Origin of the sequence: Duganella sp. BJB476 (genome assembly GCF_003416895.1) — a bacterium.
Classification (GTDB): Bacteria; Pseudomonadota; Gammaproteobacteria; order Burkholderiales; family Burkholderiaceae_D; genus Rugamonas.
On record NZ_QVIO01000005.1, the window covers coordinates 448,542 to 465,159 of the forward strand.

General features: G+C 62.2%; 22 protein-coding genes. 20 read left to right on the top strand and 2 right to left on the bottom strand.

The window, feature by feature from the left end; translation table 11 throughout:
- Nucleotides 1–30 precede the first annotated feature (30 nt).
- The 20 genes from D0T21_RS21850 (at nt 31) to tatC (ending at nt 14,121) form a co-directional block, all read left to right on the top strand.
- Nucleotides 31–675, top strand: coding sequence for a phospholipid-binding protein MlaC (locus D0T21_RS21850; RefSeq protein ID WP_116991401.1), 645 nt, complete (start codon nt 31–33; stop codon nt 673–675).
- A gap of 22 nt (nt 676–697) precedes the next feature.
- Nucleotides 698–1,123, top strand: coding sequence for a lipid asymmetry maintenance protein MlaB (locus D0T21_RS21855; protein ID WP_116991402.1), 426 nt, complete (start codon nt 698–700; stop codon nt 1,121–1,123).
- Between the two features lie 185 nt (nt 1,124–1,308).
- Complete coding sequence (locus tag D0T21_RS21860; protein ID WP_116991403.1) at nt 1,309–2,223, top strand: ABC transporter ATP-binding protein; 915 nt, start codon at nt 1,309–1,311, stop codon at nt 2,221–2,223.
- A complete protein-coding gene (locus tag D0T21_RS21865; protein WP_116991404.1) occupies nt 2,220–2,987 on the top strand; it encodes an ABC transporter permease in 768 nt (255 codons plus the stop codon). Before D0T21_RS21860 ends, D0T21_RS21865 begins: the two co-directional genes overlap by 4 nt.
- A gap of 16 nt (nt 2,988–3,003) precedes the next feature.
- Nucleotides 3,004–3,240 (top strand): BolA family protein, encoded by a 237-nt coding sequence (locus D0T21_RS21870; RefSeq protein WP_070267817.1) that lies wholly within the window; start codon nt 3,004–3,006, stop codon nt 3,238–3,240.
- A 6-nt stretch (nt 3,241–3,246) separates the two neighbouring features.
- Nucleotides 3,247–4,497, top strand: a complete 1,251-nt coding sequence (gene murA, locus D0T21_RS21875; RefSeq protein WP_116991405.1) for a UDP-N-acetylglucosamine 1-carboxyvinyltransferase — start codon at nt 3,247–3,249, stop codon at nt 4,495–4,497.
- Nucleotides 4,498–4,499: 2 nt separating this feature from the next.
- Nucleotides 4,500–5,162, top strand: coding sequence for an ATP phosphoribosyltransferase (hisG, locus tag D0T21_RS21880; protein ID WP_008443069.1), 663 nt, complete (start codon nt 4,500–4,502; stop codon nt 5,160–5,162).
- A 6-nt stretch (nt 5,163–5,168) separates the two neighbouring features.
- Nucleotides 5,169–6,485, top strand: a complete 1,317-nt coding sequence (gene hisD, locus D0T21_RS21885; protein WP_116991406.1) for a histidinol dehydrogenase — start codon at nt 5,169–5,171, stop codon at nt 6,483–6,485.
- A complete protein-coding gene (locus D0T21_RS21890; RefSeq protein ID WP_116991407.1) occupies nt 6,482–7,300 on the top strand; it encodes a site-specific DNA-methyltransferase in 819 nt (272 codons plus the stop codon). The genes hisD and D0T21_RS21890 overlap by 4 nt, the downstream gene beginning before the upstream one ends.
- Nucleotides 7,301–7,313: 13 nt before the next feature.
- On the top strand, nt 7,314–8,408 hold the full coding sequence (gene hisC / locus D0T21_RS21895) for a histidinol-phosphate transaminase (protein WP_116991408.1): 1,095 nt from the start codon (nt 7,314–7,316) through the stop codon (nt 8,406–8,408).
- Between the two features lie 19 nt (nt 8,409–8,427).
- Entirely contained in the window at nt 8,428–9,018 is a 591-nt protein-coding gene (hisB, locus tag D0T21_RS21900) for an imidazoleglycerol-phosphate dehydratase HisB (RefSeq protein WP_008443061.1), read from the top strand.
- A gap of 21 nt (nt 9,019–9,039) precedes the next feature.
- Complete coding sequence (gene hisH, locus D0T21_RS21905) at nt 9,040–9,678, top strand: imidazole glycerol phosphate synthase subunit HisH (RefSeq protein ID WP_116991409.1); 639 nt, start codon at nt 9,040–9,042, stop codon at nt 9,676–9,678.
- 33 nt (nt 9,679–9,711) lie between these two features.
- Entirely contained in the window at nt 9,712–10,503 is a 792-nt protein-coding gene (gene hisA / locus D0T21_RS21910; protein WP_116991410.1) for a 1-(5-phosphoribosyl)-5-[(5-phosphoribosylamino)methylideneamino]imidazole-4-carboxamide isomerase, read from the top strand.
- Between the two features lie 11 nt (nt 10,504–10,514).
- Nucleotides 10,515–11,276: an imidazole glycerol phosphate synthase subunit HisF gene (hisF, locus tag D0T21_RS21915; protein ID WP_116991411.1), complete on the top strand. Its 762-nt coding sequence runs from the start codon at nt 10,515–10,517 to the stop codon at nt 11,274–11,276.
- A 24-nt stretch (nt 11,277–11,300) separates the two neighbouring features.
- The gene (hisI, locus tag D0T21_RS21920) at nt 11,301–11,762 is read left to right on the top strand and encodes a phosphoribosyl-AMP cyclohydrolase (RefSeq protein WP_116991412.1); all 462 of its coding nucleotides are present in this window, start codon (nt 11,301–11,303) and stop codon (nt 11,760–11,762) included.
- Complete coding sequence (locus tag D0T21_RS21925) at nt 11,759–12,097, top strand: phosphoribosyl-ATP diphosphatase (protein ID WP_116991413.1); 339 nt, start codon at nt 11,759–11,761, stop codon at nt 12,095–12,097. The genes hisI and D0T21_RS21925 overlap by 4 nt, the downstream gene beginning before the upstream one ends.
- A gap of 22 nt (nt 12,098–12,119) precedes the next feature.
- A complete protein-coding gene (locus tag D0T21_RS21930) occupies nt 12,120–12,491 on the top strand; it encodes a histidine triad nucleotide-binding protein (protein WP_116991414.1) in 372 nt (123 codons plus the stop codon).
- Between the two features lie 136 nt (nt 12,492–12,627).
- Nucleotides 12,628–12,831, top strand: a complete 204-nt coding sequence (gene tatA / locus D0T21_RS21935) for a Sec-independent protein translocase subunit TatA (RefSeq protein WP_026334731.1) — start codon at nt 12,628–12,630, stop codon at nt 12,829–12,831.
- 39 nt (nt 12,832–12,870) lie between these two features.
- Complete coding sequence (gene tatB / locus D0T21_RS21940; protein ID WP_116991415.1) at nt 12,871–13,365, top strand: Sec-independent protein translocase protein TatB; 495 nt, start codon at nt 12,871–12,873, stop codon at nt 13,363–13,365.
- The gene (gene tatC / locus D0T21_RS21945) at nt 13,366–14,121 is read left to right on the top strand and encodes a twin-arginine translocase subunit TatC (protein ID WP_020703803.1); all 756 of its coding nucleotides are present in this window, start codon (nt 13,366–13,368) and stop codon (nt 14,119–14,121) included.
- 9 nt (nt 14,122–14,130) lie between these two features.
- Here tatC and D0T21_RS21950 read toward each other — a convergent pair whose 3' ends face one another.
- A complete protein-coding gene (locus D0T21_RS21950) occupies nt 14,131–14,493 on the bottom strand; it encodes a hypothetical protein (RefSeq protein ID WP_116991416.1) in 363 nt (120 codons plus the stop codon).
- A gap of 119 nt (nt 14,494–14,612) precedes the next feature.
- Complete coding sequence (locus D0T21_RS21955) at nt 14,613–16,580, bottom strand: DUF885 domain-containing protein (protein ID WP_116991417.1); 1,968 nt, start codon at nt 16,578–16,580, stop codon at nt 14,613–14,615.
- Nucleotides 16,581–16,618: the final 38 nt, after the last annotated feature.

The window sequence follows — 16,618 nt, forward strand, 5'->3', positions numbered from 1 at the left end:
CCCGAAGAACCACACAAAGGTAACGACAACATGAAATTGATCAAACAACTTATCGCTTTAGCAACTGTTGCACTGGCCGTCAACGCCCACGCGGCCACCGCGCCGTCCAACGAAGCGCCGGACGTGCTGGTCAAGCGCATCAGCCAGGAAGTGATTGAGACGGCCAAGGCCGACAAAGCCATCCAGTCCGGCGACCAGAAGAAGGTGCTCGACTTGGTGGAAAGCAAGATCCTGCCCTACGTCGATTCGCAGCGCATGACCGCGCTGGCGGCCGGCCGCTTCTGGCGCGACGCCACGCCCGACCAGCAAAAAGCGCTGTCGGAACAGTTCCGCACGCTGCTGATCTTCACCTACTCCGGCGCGCTGTCGCAAATTAAGAACGAAACCATCGAATTCAAGCCGATGCGTTCCGATCCGACCGACAACGAAGTGGAAGTGCGTTCGCAGGTCAACGTCGCCCGCGGCGAACCGATCCCGCTGAACTACCGCGTCGCCAAGACCCCGTCGGGCTGGAAGATCTACGACATCAATGTGCTGGGCGCATGGCTGGTCGAGACCTACAAAGGCACGTTCGCCTCCGAAATCAGCAAGGGCGGCATCGACGGCCTGATCAAGACCCTGACGGAAAAGAACAAGTCGCTGGCCAACAAACCCCTGAAAACCGTCGCCAAGTAAGCCACAACGAAGCCATAACGCCATGTCTACCGCCGTTTCCGAAGCCATCGACAACTTGCAGTCGCTCACGACCCTGACCGTGCTCAACGCCTCCGCGGCGCTGGAGCGCGGCCTGGCGGCCCTCAAGGCCGGCCAGACCGTGTTCGACCTGCGCCATGTGTTGACGGTGGATTCGGTGGCGGTGTCGGTCATGCTGGCGTGGCAACGCGCCGCCCAGGATGCCGGCGTCAAGCTGGAACTGAAAAACCTGCCGCCGGCGCTGCAAAGCTTGACCAAGCTGTATGGCGTGTGCTCGCTGCTGTTCCCGCCGGACGCCAAGCTGGACCAGGACGGCGCCGCCGCGCGCAACCCCGCTCACGACGAATTCGCCCCGGTCGATGCGCCGGAGTCCTTCTTCACCAAAAAGACCGGTCTCGCCGACGACTCGGCTTCGCACCACCATCATTGACCCTCGCCGCACCCCCGCCGCCTGTTGTTCCCTCGGTAAATAGCCTGTCCGGCTCTGCCGAAGCAAATTTCCAATATAATTGAACGTTGCCGCTGCCTGAGAGCCGCGGCGCCCGCAGCATCTTCCGCCACGTTTAGGCCACACAGCGCCGGCTCGCGCCGCCGCACCTTACAGATAAGTCAAGCATGACAGCGATCCAAATAAGTAATGTCGAGAAGCGCTACAAGTCGCTCCAGGCACTGGGCGGCGTGTCCCTTTCGATCGAAGAGGGCGAGTTTTTCGGCCTGCTGGGCCCCAACGGCGCGGGCAAGACCACACTGATATCCATCATCGCGGGCCTGATCCGTCCCGACGCCGGCAAGGTCACCATTCATGGCCACGACGTCACCGGCGATTTCCGCGCCGCCCGCAAGAAGCTGGGCGTGGTGCCGCAGGAACTGGTGTTCGACCCCTTCTTCACGGTGCGCGAGACGCTGCGCCTGCAGTCGGGCTACTTCGGCCTGCCGAACAACGACGCCTGGATCGACGAGGTGATGCACAACCTCGACCTGACCAACAAGGCCGACGTCAACATGCGCGCTCTGTCCGGCGGCATGAAGCGCCGCGTGCTGGTGGCGCAGGCGCTGGTGCACAAGCCGCCCGTGATCGTGCTTGACGAGCCGACCGCCGGCGTCGACGTCGAACTGCGCCAGACGCTGTGGAAGTTCATCTCGCGCCTGAACCGCGAAGGCCACACCGTGGTGCTGACCACCCACTACCTCGAAGAAGCGCAAGCCATGTGCAAGCGCGTGGCCATGCTCAAGAGCGGCAAGGTGGTCGCGCTGGACACGATGGCGTCGCTGATCCGCCGCATCTCCGGCTCGCAGCTGACGGTCAACCTGGCCGCCGGCGACCTGCCGCAAGACATGCGCCACCTGGTCACGCATCCGGAGCAGTCGGAGCACGGCAAGAAGTACAGCCTGCGCGTCAACGAATACGCTGAAGTCGAAACCCTGCTGGCGCGCCTGCGTGAATCCGGCGCCGTGATCGACGAAATGCAATTGCAACAAGCTGACCTGGAAGACATCTTCTTGCAGATCATGGATAAGGGCACCGTATGAACTTCATCTCCACCGGCTTCCGCACCCTGGTCTACAAGGAGACGCTGCGCTTCTGGAAAGTCGCCACGCAAACCGTCGCCGCGCCCATCCTGACGGCGATGCTGTACCTGCTGATCTTCGGCCATGTGCTCGAAGGTCGCGTCACCGTGTACGCGGATGTCAGCTACACCGCCTTCCTGATTCCCGGCCTGGTGATGATGAGCGTGTTGCAGAACTCCTTCGCCAACTCGTCGTCGTCGCTGATCCAGTCCAAGATCACCGGCAACCTGGTGTTCGTGCTGCTCACGCCACTGTCGCACTGGGAGATCTTCTCGGCCTACGTGATCGCCGCCATGGTGCGTGGCATCGTGGTCGGCTTCGGCGTGTTCGTGGTGACGGCGTGGTTCGCCCACCTGTCGTTCACGGCGCCGCTGTGGATCGTGGTGTTCGCGCTGCTGGGCGCCGCCATCCTCGGCACCATGGGCCTGATCGCCGGCATCTGGGCCGAGAAATTCGACCAGCTGGCCGCGTTCCAGAACTTCCTGATCATGCCGCTGACCTTCCTGTCCGGCGTGTTCTACTCCATCCACTCGCTGCCGCCGTTTTGGCTGACGATCTCGCATTTGAACCCGTTCTTCTACATGATCGACGGCTTCCGCTACGGTTTCTTCGGCCAGTCGGACGTCAACCCGCTGATCAGCGTGAGCATCGTCTCCGCCTTCCTCGTCGTGTTGGCACTGCTGGCGATTCGTTTGCTGCGCAGCGGTTACCGTCTGCGCTATTAATTCCAAGGACTTCATCATGACCACTACTCCAGAACTGATCCACGGCTACCTGAGCGCCGGCCTCGAATGCACCCACCTCGAAGTGGAGGGCGACGGCCAGCACTTCCAGGCCATCATCGTTTCGCCGGCCTTTGTCGGCAAGCGTTTGATCCAGCGCCACCAGATCGTGTACGCCGCGCTGGGCGACCGCATGCGCGAAGAAATCCACGCGCTGTCGATGAAAACCCTCACCCCTGACGAATACCAAGGATAAGCAAGCATGGACAAGCTCCTCATACAAGGCGGCAACCGCCTGAACGGCGACATCAACATCTCCGGCGCGAAGAACGCGGCGCTGCCTATCCTGTGCGCCGGCCTGCTGACGTCGGGCGATGTCGAACTGTCCAACGTGCCGCACCTGCACGACGTGGCGACCATCCTCAAGCTGCTGGGCCAGACCGGCCTGAAAGTGACACAGGACGGCGACAAGGTCACGCTCAACGGCAGCGCCATCGACAAGCTGGAAGCCCCGTATGAGCTGGTGAAAACCATGCGCGCCTCGATCCTGGTGCTGGGCCCATTGCTGGCGCGCTTCGGCGAAGCCAAGGTCTCGCTGCCGGGCGGCTGCGCCATCGGCTCGCGTCCGGTGGACCAGCACATCAAGGGCCTGCAGGCGCTGGGCGCGGACATCACCGTCGAAGGCGGCTACATCTACGCCAAGTGCAAAAAGCTCAAGGGCGCGCGCATCGTCACCGACATGATCACCGTCACCGGCACCGAGAACCTGCTGATGGCAGCAACGCTGGCCGAAGGCGAGACCGTGCTGGAAAACGCCGCCTGCGAACCTGAAGTGACCGATCTGGCCAACCTGCTGGTGGCGATGGGCGCGAAGATCGAAGGCATCGGCACCAACCGCCTGACGATCCAGGGCGTGGCCGAACTGCACGGCGCCAAGCACGCTGTCATCTCCGACCGTATCGAAGCGGCGACCTTCCTGTGCGCGGTGGCTGCCACCGGCGGCGATATCACGATCCGCAACACCCGCGTCGACATCATGGACGCCGCGCTGGACAAGCTGCGCGAGATCGGCCTGCAAATGACCATCGGCGACAACTGGATCCGCGCGCAGATGGACAAGCGCCCTACGCCTGTGACCTTCCGCACCACCGAATACCCAGGCTTCCCGACCGACATGCAGGCGCAGTTCATGGCGGTGAACACCATCGCCGACGGCGCCAGCCGCGTGACCGAAACGATTTTCGAAAACCGCTTCATGCACGTGCAGGAGATGAACCGCCTGGGCGCGTCGATTGAAACCGACGGCAACACCGCCTTCATCAAAGGCGTCGAGCAGCTGGTGGGCGCGCCCGTGATGGCGACCGACCTGCGCGCCTCGGCATCGCTGGTGATCGCGGCGCTGACCGCGCGCGGCGAAACGCTGATCGACCGTATCTACCACCTCGATCGCGGCTACGACCAGATGGAAGTAAAACTGTCCGCAGTCGGTGCCAACATCAAACGGATTAAATAATCATGAGCGCATTCCAGGCCAACTCGCAGCTGATCCTCGCGCTGTCGAAGGGACGTATTTTCGAGGACACCCTGCCGCTGCTGGAAGCGGCCGGCATCACCGTCACCGAAAACCCGGAGACTTCGCGCAAGCTGATCCTGTCGACCAACGATCCTGACGTCCGCGTCATCATCGTGCGCGCCACGGACGTGCCGACTTATGTGCAGCACGGCGCGGCGGACTTCGGCGTGGCCGGCAAGGACGTGCTGCTGGAACACGGCGGCGAAGGCCTGTACCAGCCTATCGATTTGAATATCGCGGCCTGCCGCATGTCGGTCGCGGTGCGCAACGGTTTCGATTACGAGACCGCCGTGCGCCAGGGCGCGCGCCTGCGCGTGGCCACCAAGTTCGTCGAGACGGCGCGTGAGCACTTCGCCAAGAAGGGGGTGCACGTCGACCTGATCAAGCTGTATGGCTCGATGGAACTGGCGCCGCTGGTCGGCCTGTCGGACGCCATCGTCGACGTGGTCAGCACCGGCAATACGCTGCGCGCCAACGACTTGAAGGAAGTCGAAGCGATCATGGACATCTCGTCGCGCCTGATCGTCAACCAGGCCGCCCTGAAGCTCAAGCGCGCCCGCCTGCAACCGATTATCGAAGCATTCGAACGCGCCTCTAAAAAGTAAAACATCATGTCGATTCAAATTACCAAGCTCGATTCCACCCAAGCCGATTTCAAAAAGTCCCTGGATGCCCTGCTGGCATTTGAAGCGAGCACTGATGAAGCGATCGAACGCGCCGTCGGCGGCATCCTCGCCGACGTCAAGGCGCGCGGCGACGCCGCCGTGCTGGAATACACCAACCGCTTCGACCGCATTCCGAACGGCGGCGCCCCCAGCATGGCCGCCTTCGATATTCCCGAAGCCGAATTGCAGGCCGCATTGGCCGCGATCCCTGAAGCGCAACGCAACGCACTGCACATCGCCGCGCAGCGCATCCGCGTATTCCACGAACGCCAGAAGCAGGAACTGAACGGCTTCACCTACACCGAAGCCGATGGCACGGTGCTGGGCCAGAAGGTCACGCCGCTGGACCGCGTGGGCATCTACGTCCCGGGCGGCAAGGCCGCCTATCCGTCGTCGGTGCTGATGAACGCGATACCCGCGCACGTCGCCGGCGTACAAGAGATCATCATGGTGGTGCCGACTCCGGACGGCGTGAAGAACCAGATGGTGCTGGCCGCCGCCGCGATTGCCGGCGTCACCCGCGTCATCACCATCGGCGGCGCGCAGGCTGTCGCCGCGCTGGCGCACGGCACCGAGACCATCGCGCCGGTCGACAAGATCGTCGGCCCCGGCAACGCCTACGTGGCCGCCGCCAAGCGCCGCGTGTTCGGCATCGTCGGCATCGACATGATCGCCGGCCCTTCCGAAATCCTGATCATCTGCGACGGCACCACCGATCCGGACTGGGTGGCGATGGACCTGTTCTCGCAGGCCGAGCACGACGAACTGGCGCAAGCCATCCTGCTGTGCCCCGACGCCGACTACATCGCCAAGGTGGAAGCGAGCATCAACAAGCTGCTGCCGACGATGCCGCGCGCGGAAGTGATCCGCACCTCGCTGACCGACCGCGGCGCCCTGGTGAAAGTGTGCGACATGGCCGAAGCCTGCGCCATCGCCAACAGCATCGCCGCCGAACACCTGGAAATCTCGGCCGAGAACCCGCAGCAGTGGGCGGACCAGATCCGCCACGCCGGCGCCATGTTCCTCGGCCGCTATTCGTCCGAATCGCTGGGCGACTACTGCTGCGGCCCTAACCACGTGCTGCCGACGTCGCGCACCGCGCGCTTCTCGTCGCCGCTGGGCGTGTACGATTTCCAGAAACGCTCGTCGATCATCCACGTCAGCGAAGCCGGCGCGCAAACGCTGGGCAAGGTCGCGGCGGAGCTGGCCTACGGCGAAGGTCTGCAGGCCCACGCCCGCAGCGCGGAGCTGCGCCTCAAATGAGTGAAGCATGGATCAATCAGGTCTTCTGTGAGGATGCGCTGGCCGGCCTGGCGCGCATCCCGGACGGTTCCATCGACCTGATTTTGACCGACCCGCCGTACAACCTGGGCAAGGACTACGGCAACGACTCCGATACCCAAACGGTGGAAGAGTACCTGCGCTGGACCGAGCAATGGATCGACGCCGCGCTGCCCAAGCTCAAGCCCAACGGCAGCCTGTACATTTTCCTGACCTGGCGCTTTTCGCCGGAGATCTTCGTGCTGCTGAAAAAGCGCATGACGATGATGAACGAGATTATCTGGGACCGCCGCGTGCCGTCGATGGGCGGCAGCGTGCGCAGCTACTCGTCGGTGCACGACACCATCGGCTTCTTCGTGCGCCGCAAGGATTACTACTTCGATCTGGACTCGGTGCGCATTCCCTACGACGCCGAAACCAAGAAAGCCCGTTCGCGCTCGATCTTCGTCGGCGCCAAGTGGCTGGAAGTGGGCTACAACCCCAAGGATTTGTGGAGTGTGTCGCGCCTGCACCGGGAGCATCCCGAGCGCGCCGACCATCCGACGCAAAAGCCGCTGGAGATCATCGAGCGCATGCTCAAGGCCTCGTGCCCGCCGGACGGCGTGGTGCTGGACCTGTTCATGGGCAGCGGCACGACGGCGATCGCCGCCAAGCGCTGCGGCCGCAATTTCGTCGGCTTCGAACTGAATCCCGATTATTGCGCCATCATTGCCGAACGCCTGGCGATGCCGGAAGTGCCGGCGCCGCCCGAAAAAAAGAAAAAAGCATCACCCAAGCGAAGTTTAATTAACTCATAGGAGCCTTAGTAAGATGTCTTCCATCGACACCCTGGTCAACACCACCATCCGCTCCGACGTGCGCGCCATCCATGGCTACCACGTCGCCGACGCGAGTGGTTATATCAAACTGGATGCGATGGAGAACCCTTACCACCTTCCGCATCATCTGCGCGAGGAACTGGCCCGCCGCCTGGTGGACGTGACGCTGAACCGCTATCCGGTCGCGTCCTACGCCACCATCAAGCAAAGCGTGTGCGCCAGGCTGGGCGTCCCGGCCGGCTACGACGTCATGCTGGGCAACGGCTCCGACGAATTGATCTCGATCCTGTGCATGGGCTGCGCGCTGCAGGACCGCCGCGCCGTGGTGCTGGCGCCGACGCCGTCGTTCGTCATGTACCAGCGCTCGGCGCAATTCGCCGGCATGGATTACGTTGGCGTGCCGCTCAAGGCCGACCTGACGCTGGATATGCCGGCCATGCTGGCCGCGATCAAGCAGCACAAGCCGTCGCTGGTGTTCCTGTCCTATCCAAACAACCCGACCGGTAACCTGTTCGCCGCAGACGATATCGTCGCCATCATCAAGGCGCTCGATGGTTTCGGGTTGGCCGTGGTCGACGAAGCCTACGAGCCGTTCGCGCAGCAAACCTTTATGCACCGCCTGCCGGAATTTAACAATCTTGTGGTCATGCGCACCGTATCGAAGCTGGGCCTGGCCGGCATCCGCCTGGGCTACATGTCGGCGGCGCCGCAATTGCTGGCGGAGTTCGACAAAGTGCGGCCTCCTTACAACATCAACGTGTTGACGCAGGCAGCGGCCGAATTCGCGCTCGACCACGTGGAGGTGCTGAACCAGCAGGCCACCGCTTTACGCGCAGCACGCGCCGATCTGACGGCTGCATTGGCCGCTATGCCCGGCGTCGAGGTATTTCCCTCGGCGGCGAATTTTATCTTGATACGGGTGCCAAATTCCGACGATGCCTACGCAAAACTGCTGTCCCGCAAGGTATTAGTCAAAAATGTAGGTAAAATGCACGATGTGCTGGCCAATTGTTTGCGTATCACGGTCAGTACCCCGGAAGAGAATTCCACCTTCCTCGATGCCTTCGCCGCATCGCTGGCATCCTGAGACCCATCGCGAGCCCTTCATGAACCGCACCGCAGAAATCATCCGCAACACCAACGAGACGCAAGTCCGCGTTTCCATCAACCTTGACGGCACCGGCCAGCAAAAGCTGAACACCGGCGTGCCCTTCCTGGACCACATGCTGGACCAGATCGCCCGTCACGGCCTGTTCGACCTGGACGTGGAAGCGACCGGCGACATCCATATCGACAACCACCACACGGTGGAAGACGTCGGCATCACGCTCGGCATGGCCGTGGCCAAGGCCATCGGCGACCGCAAGGGCATCGTCCGCTACGGCCACTCGTATGTGCCGCTGGACGAGGCGCTGTCGCGCGTGGTGCTGGATTTCTCCGGCCGTCCAGGCATCGAGTACCACATTCCGTTCACGCGCGCGATGATCGGCACCTTCGACGTCGACCTGACGCTGGAATTCTTCCGCGGCTTCGTCAATCACGCCCTGGTCACGCTGCACATCGATAACCTGCGCGGCACCAACGCCCACCATCAATGCGAAACTGTGTTCAAGGCCTTCGGCCGCGCGCTGCGCATGGCGTCCGAGCTGGACCCGCGCGCCGCCGGCACCATCCCGTCGACCAAGGGCAGTCTGTAACGAGTTTGCACACCACACATCATGAAAAAAATCGTAGTAGTTGATTACGGCATGGGTAATCTGCGCTCGGTCGCGCAGGCCCTGCGCGCCGTCGCGCCCGAAGCCAATGTGCTGATCTCCGGCGAAGTGGCCGACATCGAAAGCGCCGACCGCATCGTGCTGCCCGGCCAGGGCGCCATGCCGGACTGCATGCGCAGCCTGCGCGAGTCCGGCGTGCAGGAAGCGCTGCTGGTGGCCGCCAAAACCAAGCCGCTGATGGGTGTGTGCATCGGCGAGCAGATGCTGTTCGACGTCAGCGAGGAAGGCGACGCCGCCGGCCTCGGCCTGTTGCCGGGCAAGGTGGTACGCTTCCAGCTGGACGGCCAGATCCAGGAAGACGGCTCGCGCTTCAAGGTGCCGCAAATGGGTTGGAACCAAGTCCACCAAAACGCGTCTCACCCGATGTGGCAGGACATTGCCGACAACAGTTACTTCTATTTCGTGCACAGCTATTTCGCCCAGCCTGAACGCACCGAGCACACCGTCGGACAAACTGTCTACGGTGCGGCGTTCAGTTGCGCCGTCGCCCGTGATAATATTTTTGCGACCCAGTTCCACCCGGAGAAAAGCGCCGCGGCCGGATTGCAGTTGTACAAAAATTTCGTTCACTGGAACCCTTGATTTCATTTACCCCTTAAATCTACTGAAACCATCATGCTGCTCATTCCTGCCATCGACCTCAAAGACGGTCACTGCGTTCGCTTGAAACAAGGCGATATGGAACTCGCCACCGTATTTTCCGAAGACCCGGCCGACATGGCCCTGCATTGGCTCAAGCAAGGCGCGCGCCGCCTGCACCTGGTCGACCTGAACGGCGCCTTCGCCGGCAAGCCGAAGAACGAAGGCGCGGTCAAGGCCATCCTGAAGGTGGTGCAGGAATACGCTGAAGAAAACGACCTGGACGAAATCCCCGTGCAGCTGGGCGGCGGCATCCGCGACCTCGACACCATCGAGCGCTACCTGGACGCCGGCATCAGCTACGTCATCATCGGCACCGCCGCGGTCAAGGAGCCGGGCTTCCTGCATGACGCCTGCGGCGCCTTCCCCGGCCACATCATCGTCGGCCTGGACGCCAAGGACGGCAAGGTCGCCACCGACGGCTGGAGCAAGATGTCCGGCCACGAAGTGATCGACCTGGCCAAGAAGTTCGAAGCCTATGGCGTCGAATCGATCATCTACACCGACATCGGCCGCGACGGCATGATGGGCGGCGTCAACATCGAAGCCACCGTCAAGCTGGCGCAAGCGGTCAAGATCCCGGTCATCGCGTCGGGCGGCCTGCACAACCTGGGCGACGTCGAAGCGTTGTGCGCTGTCCAGGACGAAGGCATCGAAGGCGTGATCTGCGGCCGTTCGATTTACGAAGGCACCATCGACCTGGCTTCGGCCCAGTTGCGCGCGGATGAACTGAGCGGCGACCTGGAAGTCGACTCGGAAGAAAACTAAAGTTAAATACCATGCTCGCTAAACGCATCATCCCCTGCCTGGACGTGACCAATGGCCGCGTCGTCAAAGGCGTCAATTTCACCGAGCTGCGCGACGCCGGCGACCCGGTGGAAATCGCCCGTCGCTACGACGAGCAGGGCGCCGACGAACTGACCTTCCTCGACATCACCGCCACCAGCGACAACCGCGGCCTGATCCTGGACATCATCGAAGCCGTCGCTTCGCAGGTGTTCATCCCGCTGACGGTGGGTGGCGGCGTGCGCGAAGTGGCCGATGTGCGCCGCCTGCTCAACGCCGGCGCGGACAAGGTCAGCATGAACTCGTCGGCGGTGTCGAATCCGCAGCTGGTGTTCGACGCCTCGCAAAAGCACGGTTCGCAATGCATCGTGGTGGCGATCGACGCCAAGCAGATTGCGCCAGGGCGTTGGGAAGTGTTCACCCACGGCGGCCGCAAGGCCACCGGCATCGACGCCATCGAATGGGCGAAGAAAATGGAGCAGCTGGGCGCCGGCGAAATCCTGCTGACCAGCATGGACCGCGACGGCACCAAGTCCGGCTTCGACCTGGGCCTGACGCGCGGCGTGTCCGACGCGGTTGGCATCCCGGTGATCGCCTCGGGCGGTGTCGGCGGCTTGCAGGATCTGGCCGACGGCATCAAGCTGGGCAAGGCCGACGCGGTGCTGGCGGCCAGTATCTTCCACTACGGCCAGCACACCGTGCAGGAAGCCAAGCGCTTCATGGCGCAGCAGGGCATTCCGATGCGCCTGGCGTAGTTTCATAACAGTTGGGAAAGTAAGATGTCGATCACCGCAAGCGCCTTGGCCAAGGCTAAATGGCTGAAGAAAATCCAGTGGGACGAGCACGGCCTGGTGCCGGTCATCGCCCAGGAAGCGGGCAGCAACGATGTGTTGATGTTCGCCTGGATGAACCGCGACGCGCTGGCCAAGACGGTCGAGCTGGGCGAGGCTGTCTACTGGAGCCGCTCGCGCAAGAAGCTGTGGCACAAGGGCGAAGAGTCCGGCCACGTGCAGAAGGTGCTGGAAATCCGCCTCGACTGCGACGAGGACGTGGTGCTGCTGAAGATTGAGCAGGCCGGCGGCATCGCCTGCCATACCGGCCGCCATTCCTGCTTCTTCCAGAAGTTCGAAGGCGACGCGCTGGAAGGCGACTGGCAGAATACCGAGCCGGTGCTGAAAGACCCGTCGGAAATCTACACCCCCGCCACCGTGGCGAAAACCAAAGCAAAGAAATCGACATGAGCACTATCCTGGACCGCCTGGCCGACATCATCGAGTCGCGCAAACTGGCCAACGGGGGCGATCCCGCGACGTCCTACACCTCCAAGCTGTTCGCCAAGGGCGACGATGCCATCCTCAAGAAGATCGGCGAGGAAGCCACCGAAACCGTGATGGCCGCCAAGGATGCGCGCGCCGGCGGCGACAGCGGCAAGGTGCTGTACGAGGTGGCCGACTTGTGGTTCCATACGCTGGTGCTGCTGGCCCAGTTCGATTTGAAGCCGCAGCAGGTGCTCGACGAGCTGGCGCGCCGCGAAGGCGTCTCCGGCATCGACGAAAAAGCCGCCCGCAAGGAATAATTCCCCCATTTACGGAGTCGTTGTGGAAAACTGCCTGTTTTGCAAAATAGCCGAAAAAAAAATCCCCTCAGCCATCGTCTACGAAGATGAAGACCTGCTGGCCTTCAAAGACATCAACCCGGCCGCGCCGGTGCATTTGCTGGTGATCCCGAAGAAACATTTCTCGACCTTGTCGGATTGCAGCGCCAACGAAGCGCCGCTGCTGGGCAAGATGCTGGCGCTGGCCCCCCGTCTGGCAGAGGAAGCCGGCTGCGCGGTCGGCTATGATGCGGACGGCTCGCCGACCGGCGGTTACAAGACGCTGATTAACAGTGGTCCCAACGGCGGCCAGGAGGTGTACCATTTACATCTGCACGTGATCGGCGGCCCGCACCCTTGGCGCGGACAGCGCTAAGCAGCCGCTAAGCACGACGGCGTTATATCGATAGCCGCATGACATCTACATGACAGGCGGCGGTTCGCTTATACTGTCGCAGCAGTTCTCGAATCAACGGATAATTTGGGCGCATGCGCCTTGCAAGGGGAATATGATGGGTTCATTCAGTATTTGGCATTGGTTGATCGTCCTGGTGATTGTGATGCTGGTTTTCGGCACCAAAAAACTGGGCAATATGGGTTCGGACATCGGCAAGGCCGTTAAAGGCTTCAAGGATGGCGTCAAGGGCGACGACGACAAGCCGGCCGCGCCAGCCGCTCCCGGCACCATCGACGTCGACGCTAAAGAGAAGAAGTAAGCTGGGGGAGCAGCGCTCCCTTCAGGCTGAAACACCCTTATGATCGATCTCGGTCTTACCAAACTTGCTGTGATCGGCGTGGTTGCGCTGGTCGTCATCGGTCCTGAAAAGCTGCCCAAGGTAGCGCGCATGGCCGGGACGCTGTACGGCCGCGCCCAACGCTACCTGAACGAAGTCAAATCCGAAGTCTCGCGCGAAATCGAACTGGAAGAGTTGAAAAACCTCCAGAAAGAAGTGCAGGCGGCGGCCGAGAGCGTGAAGGCGGACGTCGAAAGCTCGATGTCGCAGCATGCGGCCGACGTGGAAAACGCCTGGCACGACACTCCGACCATCCACTCGCCGACCATCAGCAGCGCCACCACCGACGACCTGTCGCGCAAGGCGCGCGAATTCCGCCGCAAGAAGCTGGTGCGCAATTCGGCCATCCCCGGCTGGTACAAGCAGCGTCACGGCGGCAAGATGCACGTGACGTCCGGCGCCGCGCGCGTGGCGCGCTTCCGCCCCGGCAGCAACTCCTCTTCTTCGTTCTACTAAATGACTACACCTGAAAAGGGCGAAGAGACCTTTATCTCTCACCTGATCGAATTGCGCGACCGCCTGGTCAAGGCGTCGATCGGGATTGCCATCGTCTGCATCGCGCTGATGATCTGGCCCGGTCCGTCGCAGATTTATGACTTTATTGCGCGGCCGATGATCGCCTCGCTGCCGGTCGGTTCGAAGATGATCGCCACCGGCGTGATCTCGCCCTTCCTGGTGCCGATGAAGGTGACACTGGTTATTTCCATCATCCTGTCGCTGCCGTGGGTGCTGTACCAGTTGTGGGCCTTCGTGGCGCCCGGCCTGTATGCGCATGAGAAGCGGCTGATCGCGCCGCTGGTGATTTCGTCGTCGGTGCTGTTCATGGCCGGCGTGGCGTTCTGCTACTTCCTGGTGTTCGGGCGCGTGTTCCAGTTCATCTCCGAATTTTCGCCGCATTCGATCGCGGTGACGCCGGATATCGAGAACTATCTGGATTTCGTCATGTCGATGTGCCTGGCGTTTGGCGCGACCTTCGAGGTGCCGGTGGTGGTGGTGATTTTGGTGCGCATGGGCTTGGTGTCTGTGGCCAAGCTGAAAGAGATACGGCCTTACGCCATCGTGGGTGCCTTCGTGATCGCCGCGATCGTCACGCCGCCCGACGCGGTCAGCATGTTCTCGCTGGCGGTTCCGATGTGCCTGCTGTTCGAACTGGGCCTGCTGGTCGCGCCGATGTTCGTGCGCATGTCGACGGCGCCGGAAGAGAAGGCCTGATTTATCTGGCTATGGCAGCCGGCTCAATATTTTGAAGAGCACGCCGAGAGTCACGCCATGTAGCACCAAGGATAGTCCGGTCACCATGTAAAGTATGTTGAACCGGATATTCATGTGCGCTTTCAACTCGTCGATTTGCCTTTGCAGATCGCAGCGCAGCTTTTCGATCTGCGCGTACACGTCGCTGCGCAGTATCTCCAGCCGGGCGATAAGGTCTGTTTTCAGCAATAGCATATCGCCGGGCGTTACCGTGGATTCGGCTAGCGCGTCGCGCAAGGCCAGCGACTGGGCCTCGGCTTGCTGCTGAGGCAGCCCTGCTTCCTCAAGTTTTCTGGCGTATGAAAGAGTGTCGAATTTGATAGGCATGTTCATGACCGCTCCCTGATTTAATCGTAGCAGAAACCGGCCCGAATGCGAGCCGGCTCACCAGCGTATCGAATCAATGGATGAGCCGTTTGCGCGCACTCAAGTGCGCGCAAACCCATGCCTTCCTACTGCGTCATCAAGCCCTTGATCACCCGCACCGGCGCGCTGCCGTAGCTCAGGAATTGCTCGTGGAATTCCTTCAGGTTGAACTTCGCGCCCAACTGCTGCTTGCGCTGCTCGCGCAATTCCATGATCTCGCTGTAGCCGCTGAAATAGCTGGTCAGCTGCACCGACGACACCTGCACCCGATGCCACTTCTCCACCGCCTCGCTGCGCGTCTGGAAGGCCTGGCGCGTCAGCAGGTCGATCGCCTGCTCTTCGGTCATGCCCAGCACATGCACGCTGTAATCGAGGATGGTGTTGGTCACGCTGCGCAGATTCCATTTCGAATACATCAGCCACATCTCCGGCGCGTTGTCGCCATAGCCGGACTCCAGCATCATGCGCTCGCCGTACACCGCCCAGCCCTCCACCATCGCGCCATTGCCGAAGATGGATTTGACGATCGACGGCGACTTGTTCGCATACACCAGCTGCGCGTAGTGCCCCGGTATCGCCTCATGAATATTCAGGATCTGCAAGATCCAGTAGTTGTACTCGCGCAGGCTGCTCTCGGCCGCTTCCGGCGTCGCGCCGTCGAGCGGCGTCACGTTGTAGTAGGTGCGGTCCTGCGGACGATACGGTCCCGGCGCATCGATGCTGGCGCCCGCCACGCCGGCCTGGTAGGCAGGCGTCGCGCGTACTTCCAGCTGCTTCTTCGGATCCAGCGTCAGCAGGTTGTGGCTGATCACCCAGTCCTGCAGCACCGGCACCTGGCGGCGGATCTCGGCGAAGAAATCCTCGCGCTTGACGTGGCGCTCGGACAGCTTGTCGATCACCTTGCCGATCTTGGCAAAGCGGTCGGCCGGCTTGGCGGTGGAACCCATGGTCTTGTCCCACAGCTCGTCGGAGATGCGCTCCATATTGGCCAGCAGCTCTTCGCGCGCGGCCAGCGCCTTCTGGTAGGTCTGCTCGGCAGTGCTGCCGGACTGGATGTCGAAGGCAAACTTCTGCTCGTACAGTTCCTTACCCAGGCGGAAGGTGCGGCGGCCGCTGGTGTCCATCTGCTTGTCCATCTCGGTCAGGAAGGCCACATAGCCGTCGACCGCGGTCAGCGCCGCGTTCACGCGCTGGGTGTACAGCTGCTTCTCCACCGGCGTCAGGATCGACGCCTGCGCGGCCTTGTCCACCTCGGTCAGCAAGGTCTGCACGCCGGGCGCCTGCGCGATCGCCAGGCGCGTATGTTCGCGCGTCGGGTTGACGATGTTGGCGCGCGCCGCCTCGTAGTAGGCCGGAATGCCGGCGATGCGCTTGAGCAGCGTGCGCAGGCGCTGCGGCTGGGCCGCGTATTCGGTGTTCAGGATCAGGTCGATCGGGCCGGCCACGTTGTAGCTGGCCGGATTCCACTCGTATTCCTTCAAGGTGGTCAGGCGGAAGCGGTCGCTGTCGAGCTTGTTGATCAGCAGCGCCAGGTCGGTGCGCTGCTTGGCCGACAACTGGCTGGCGTTGATCGCGCCGAAGCGCTGCTTCCATTCGTCGATGAAGGCCAGCTCCTTGGCCTGTCCCGCCTTGTCGGGGATGGACAGCGTGGCGGCGGTATCGTACTTGCCGGCGTAGATCGCGCTTTCCGAATCGATGCGCCACAGCGCGTTGAGGAACTGGCTGCTCTGGCCGTCGAAGGAGCGGTCCTGGCGGCGCTCCGGCGTGCCGGAAGGCTTCAACGATGGCGCGGCGACGGCGGCCACTGCGGCGGTGGCGGCGACGGCTTTCGCCTTGCCGTGCTTGCCGGTGCTTTTGCTGCTGCCCTTGCTGCTGCTTTTGCCGCTCTTGGTGGACTTGCCGCCGCTTTTAGCGTGGGTGGCGTGCGAGGTGTGCGCGCTCTTGCCGCCGCTCTTGGCCGAGGTGTGAGTTGTCTTGTGGTGCGTGGTGGCGCCGGCTGGTGCGACGGCGAGCGTCGTCATCAATACAGCCAGTGCGATATTTGTCTTGATCATCTTGAACAGCCTTGTCGATAAAGTGGCCCGGCGTACCG

Excerpts from the sequence above, each read along its gene's own strand:
- D0T21_RS21850 (WP_116991401.1), top strand. The coding sequence starts at position 31 with ATGAAATTGATCAAACAACTTATCGCTTTAGCAACTGTTGCACTGGCC.
- D0T21_RS21855 (WP_116991402.1), top strand. The coding sequence starts at position 698 with ATGTCTACCGCCGTTTCCGAAGCCATCGACAACTTGCAGTCGCTCACG.
- D0T21_RS21860 (WP_116991403.1), top strand. The coding sequence starts at position 1,309 with ATGACAGCGATCCAAATAAGTAATGTCGAGAAGCGCTACAAGTCGCTC.
- D0T21_RS21865 (WP_116991404.1), top strand. The coding sequence starts at position 2,220 with ATGAACTTCATCTCCACCGGCTTCCGCACCCTGGTCTACAAGGAGACG.
- D0T21_RS21870 (WP_070267817.1), top strand. The coding sequence starts at position 3,004 with ATGACCACTACTCCAGAACTGATCCACGGCTACCTGAGCGCCGGCCTC.
- murA (WP_116991405.1), top strand. The coding sequence starts at position 3,247 with ATGGACAAGCTCCTCATACAAGGCGGCAACCGCCTGAACGGCGACATC.
- hisG (WP_008443069.1), top strand. The coding sequence starts at position 4,500 with ATGAGCGCATTCCAGGCCAACTCGCAGCTGATCCTCGCGCTGTCGAAG.
- hisD (WP_116991406.1), top strand. The coding sequence starts at position 5,169 with ATGTCGATTCAAATTACCAAGCTCGATTCCACCCAAGCCGATTTCAAA.
- D0T21_RS21890 (WP_116991407.1), top strand. The coding sequence starts at position 6,482 with ATGAGTGAAGCATGGATCAATCAGGTCTTCTGTGAGGATGCGCTGGCC.
- hisC (WP_116991408.1), top strand. The coding sequence starts at position 7,314 with ATGTCTTCCATCGACACCCTGGTCAACACCACCATCCGCTCCGACGTG.
- hisB (WP_008443061.1), top strand. The coding sequence starts at position 8,428 with ATGAACCGCACCGCAGAAATCATCCGCAACACCAACGAGACGCAAGTC.
- hisH (WP_116991409.1), top strand. The coding sequence starts at position 9,040 with ATGAAAAAAATCGTAGTAGTTGATTACGGCATGGGTAATCTGCGCTCG.
- hisA (WP_116991410.1), top strand. The coding sequence starts at position 9,712 with ATGCTGCTCATTCCTGCCATCGACCTCAAAGACGGTCACTGCGTTCGC.
- hisF (WP_116991411.1), top strand. The coding sequence starts at position 10,515 with ATGCTCGCTAAACGCATCATCCCCTGCCTGGACGTGACCAATGGCCGC.
- hisI (WP_116991412.1), top strand. The coding sequence starts at position 11,301 with ATGTCGATCACCGCAAGCGCCTTGGCCAAGGCTAAATGGCTGAAGAAA.
- D0T21_RS21925 (WP_116991413.1), top strand. The coding sequence starts at position 11,759 with ATGAGCACTATCCTGGACCGCCTGGCCGACATCATCGAGTCGCGCAAA.
- tatA (WP_026334731.1), top strand. The coding sequence starts at position 12,628 with ATGGGTTCATTCAGTATTTGGCATTGGTTGATCGTCCTGGTGATTGTG.
- tatB (WP_116991415.1), top strand. The coding sequence starts at position 12,871 with ATGATCGATCTCGGTCTTACCAAACTTGCTGTGATCGGCGTGGTTGCG.
- tatC (WP_020703803.1), top strand. The coding sequence starts at position 13,366 with ATGACTACACCTGAAAAGGGCGAAGAGACCTTTATCTCTCACCTGATC.
- D0T21_RS21950 (WP_116991416.1), bottom strand. The coding sequence starts at position 14,493 with ATGAACATGCCTATCAAATTCGACACTCTTTCATACGCCAGAAAACTT.
- D0T21_RS21955 (WP_116991417.1), bottom strand. The coding sequence starts at position 16,580 with ATGATCAAGACAAATATCGCACTGGCTGTATTGATGACGACGCTCGCC.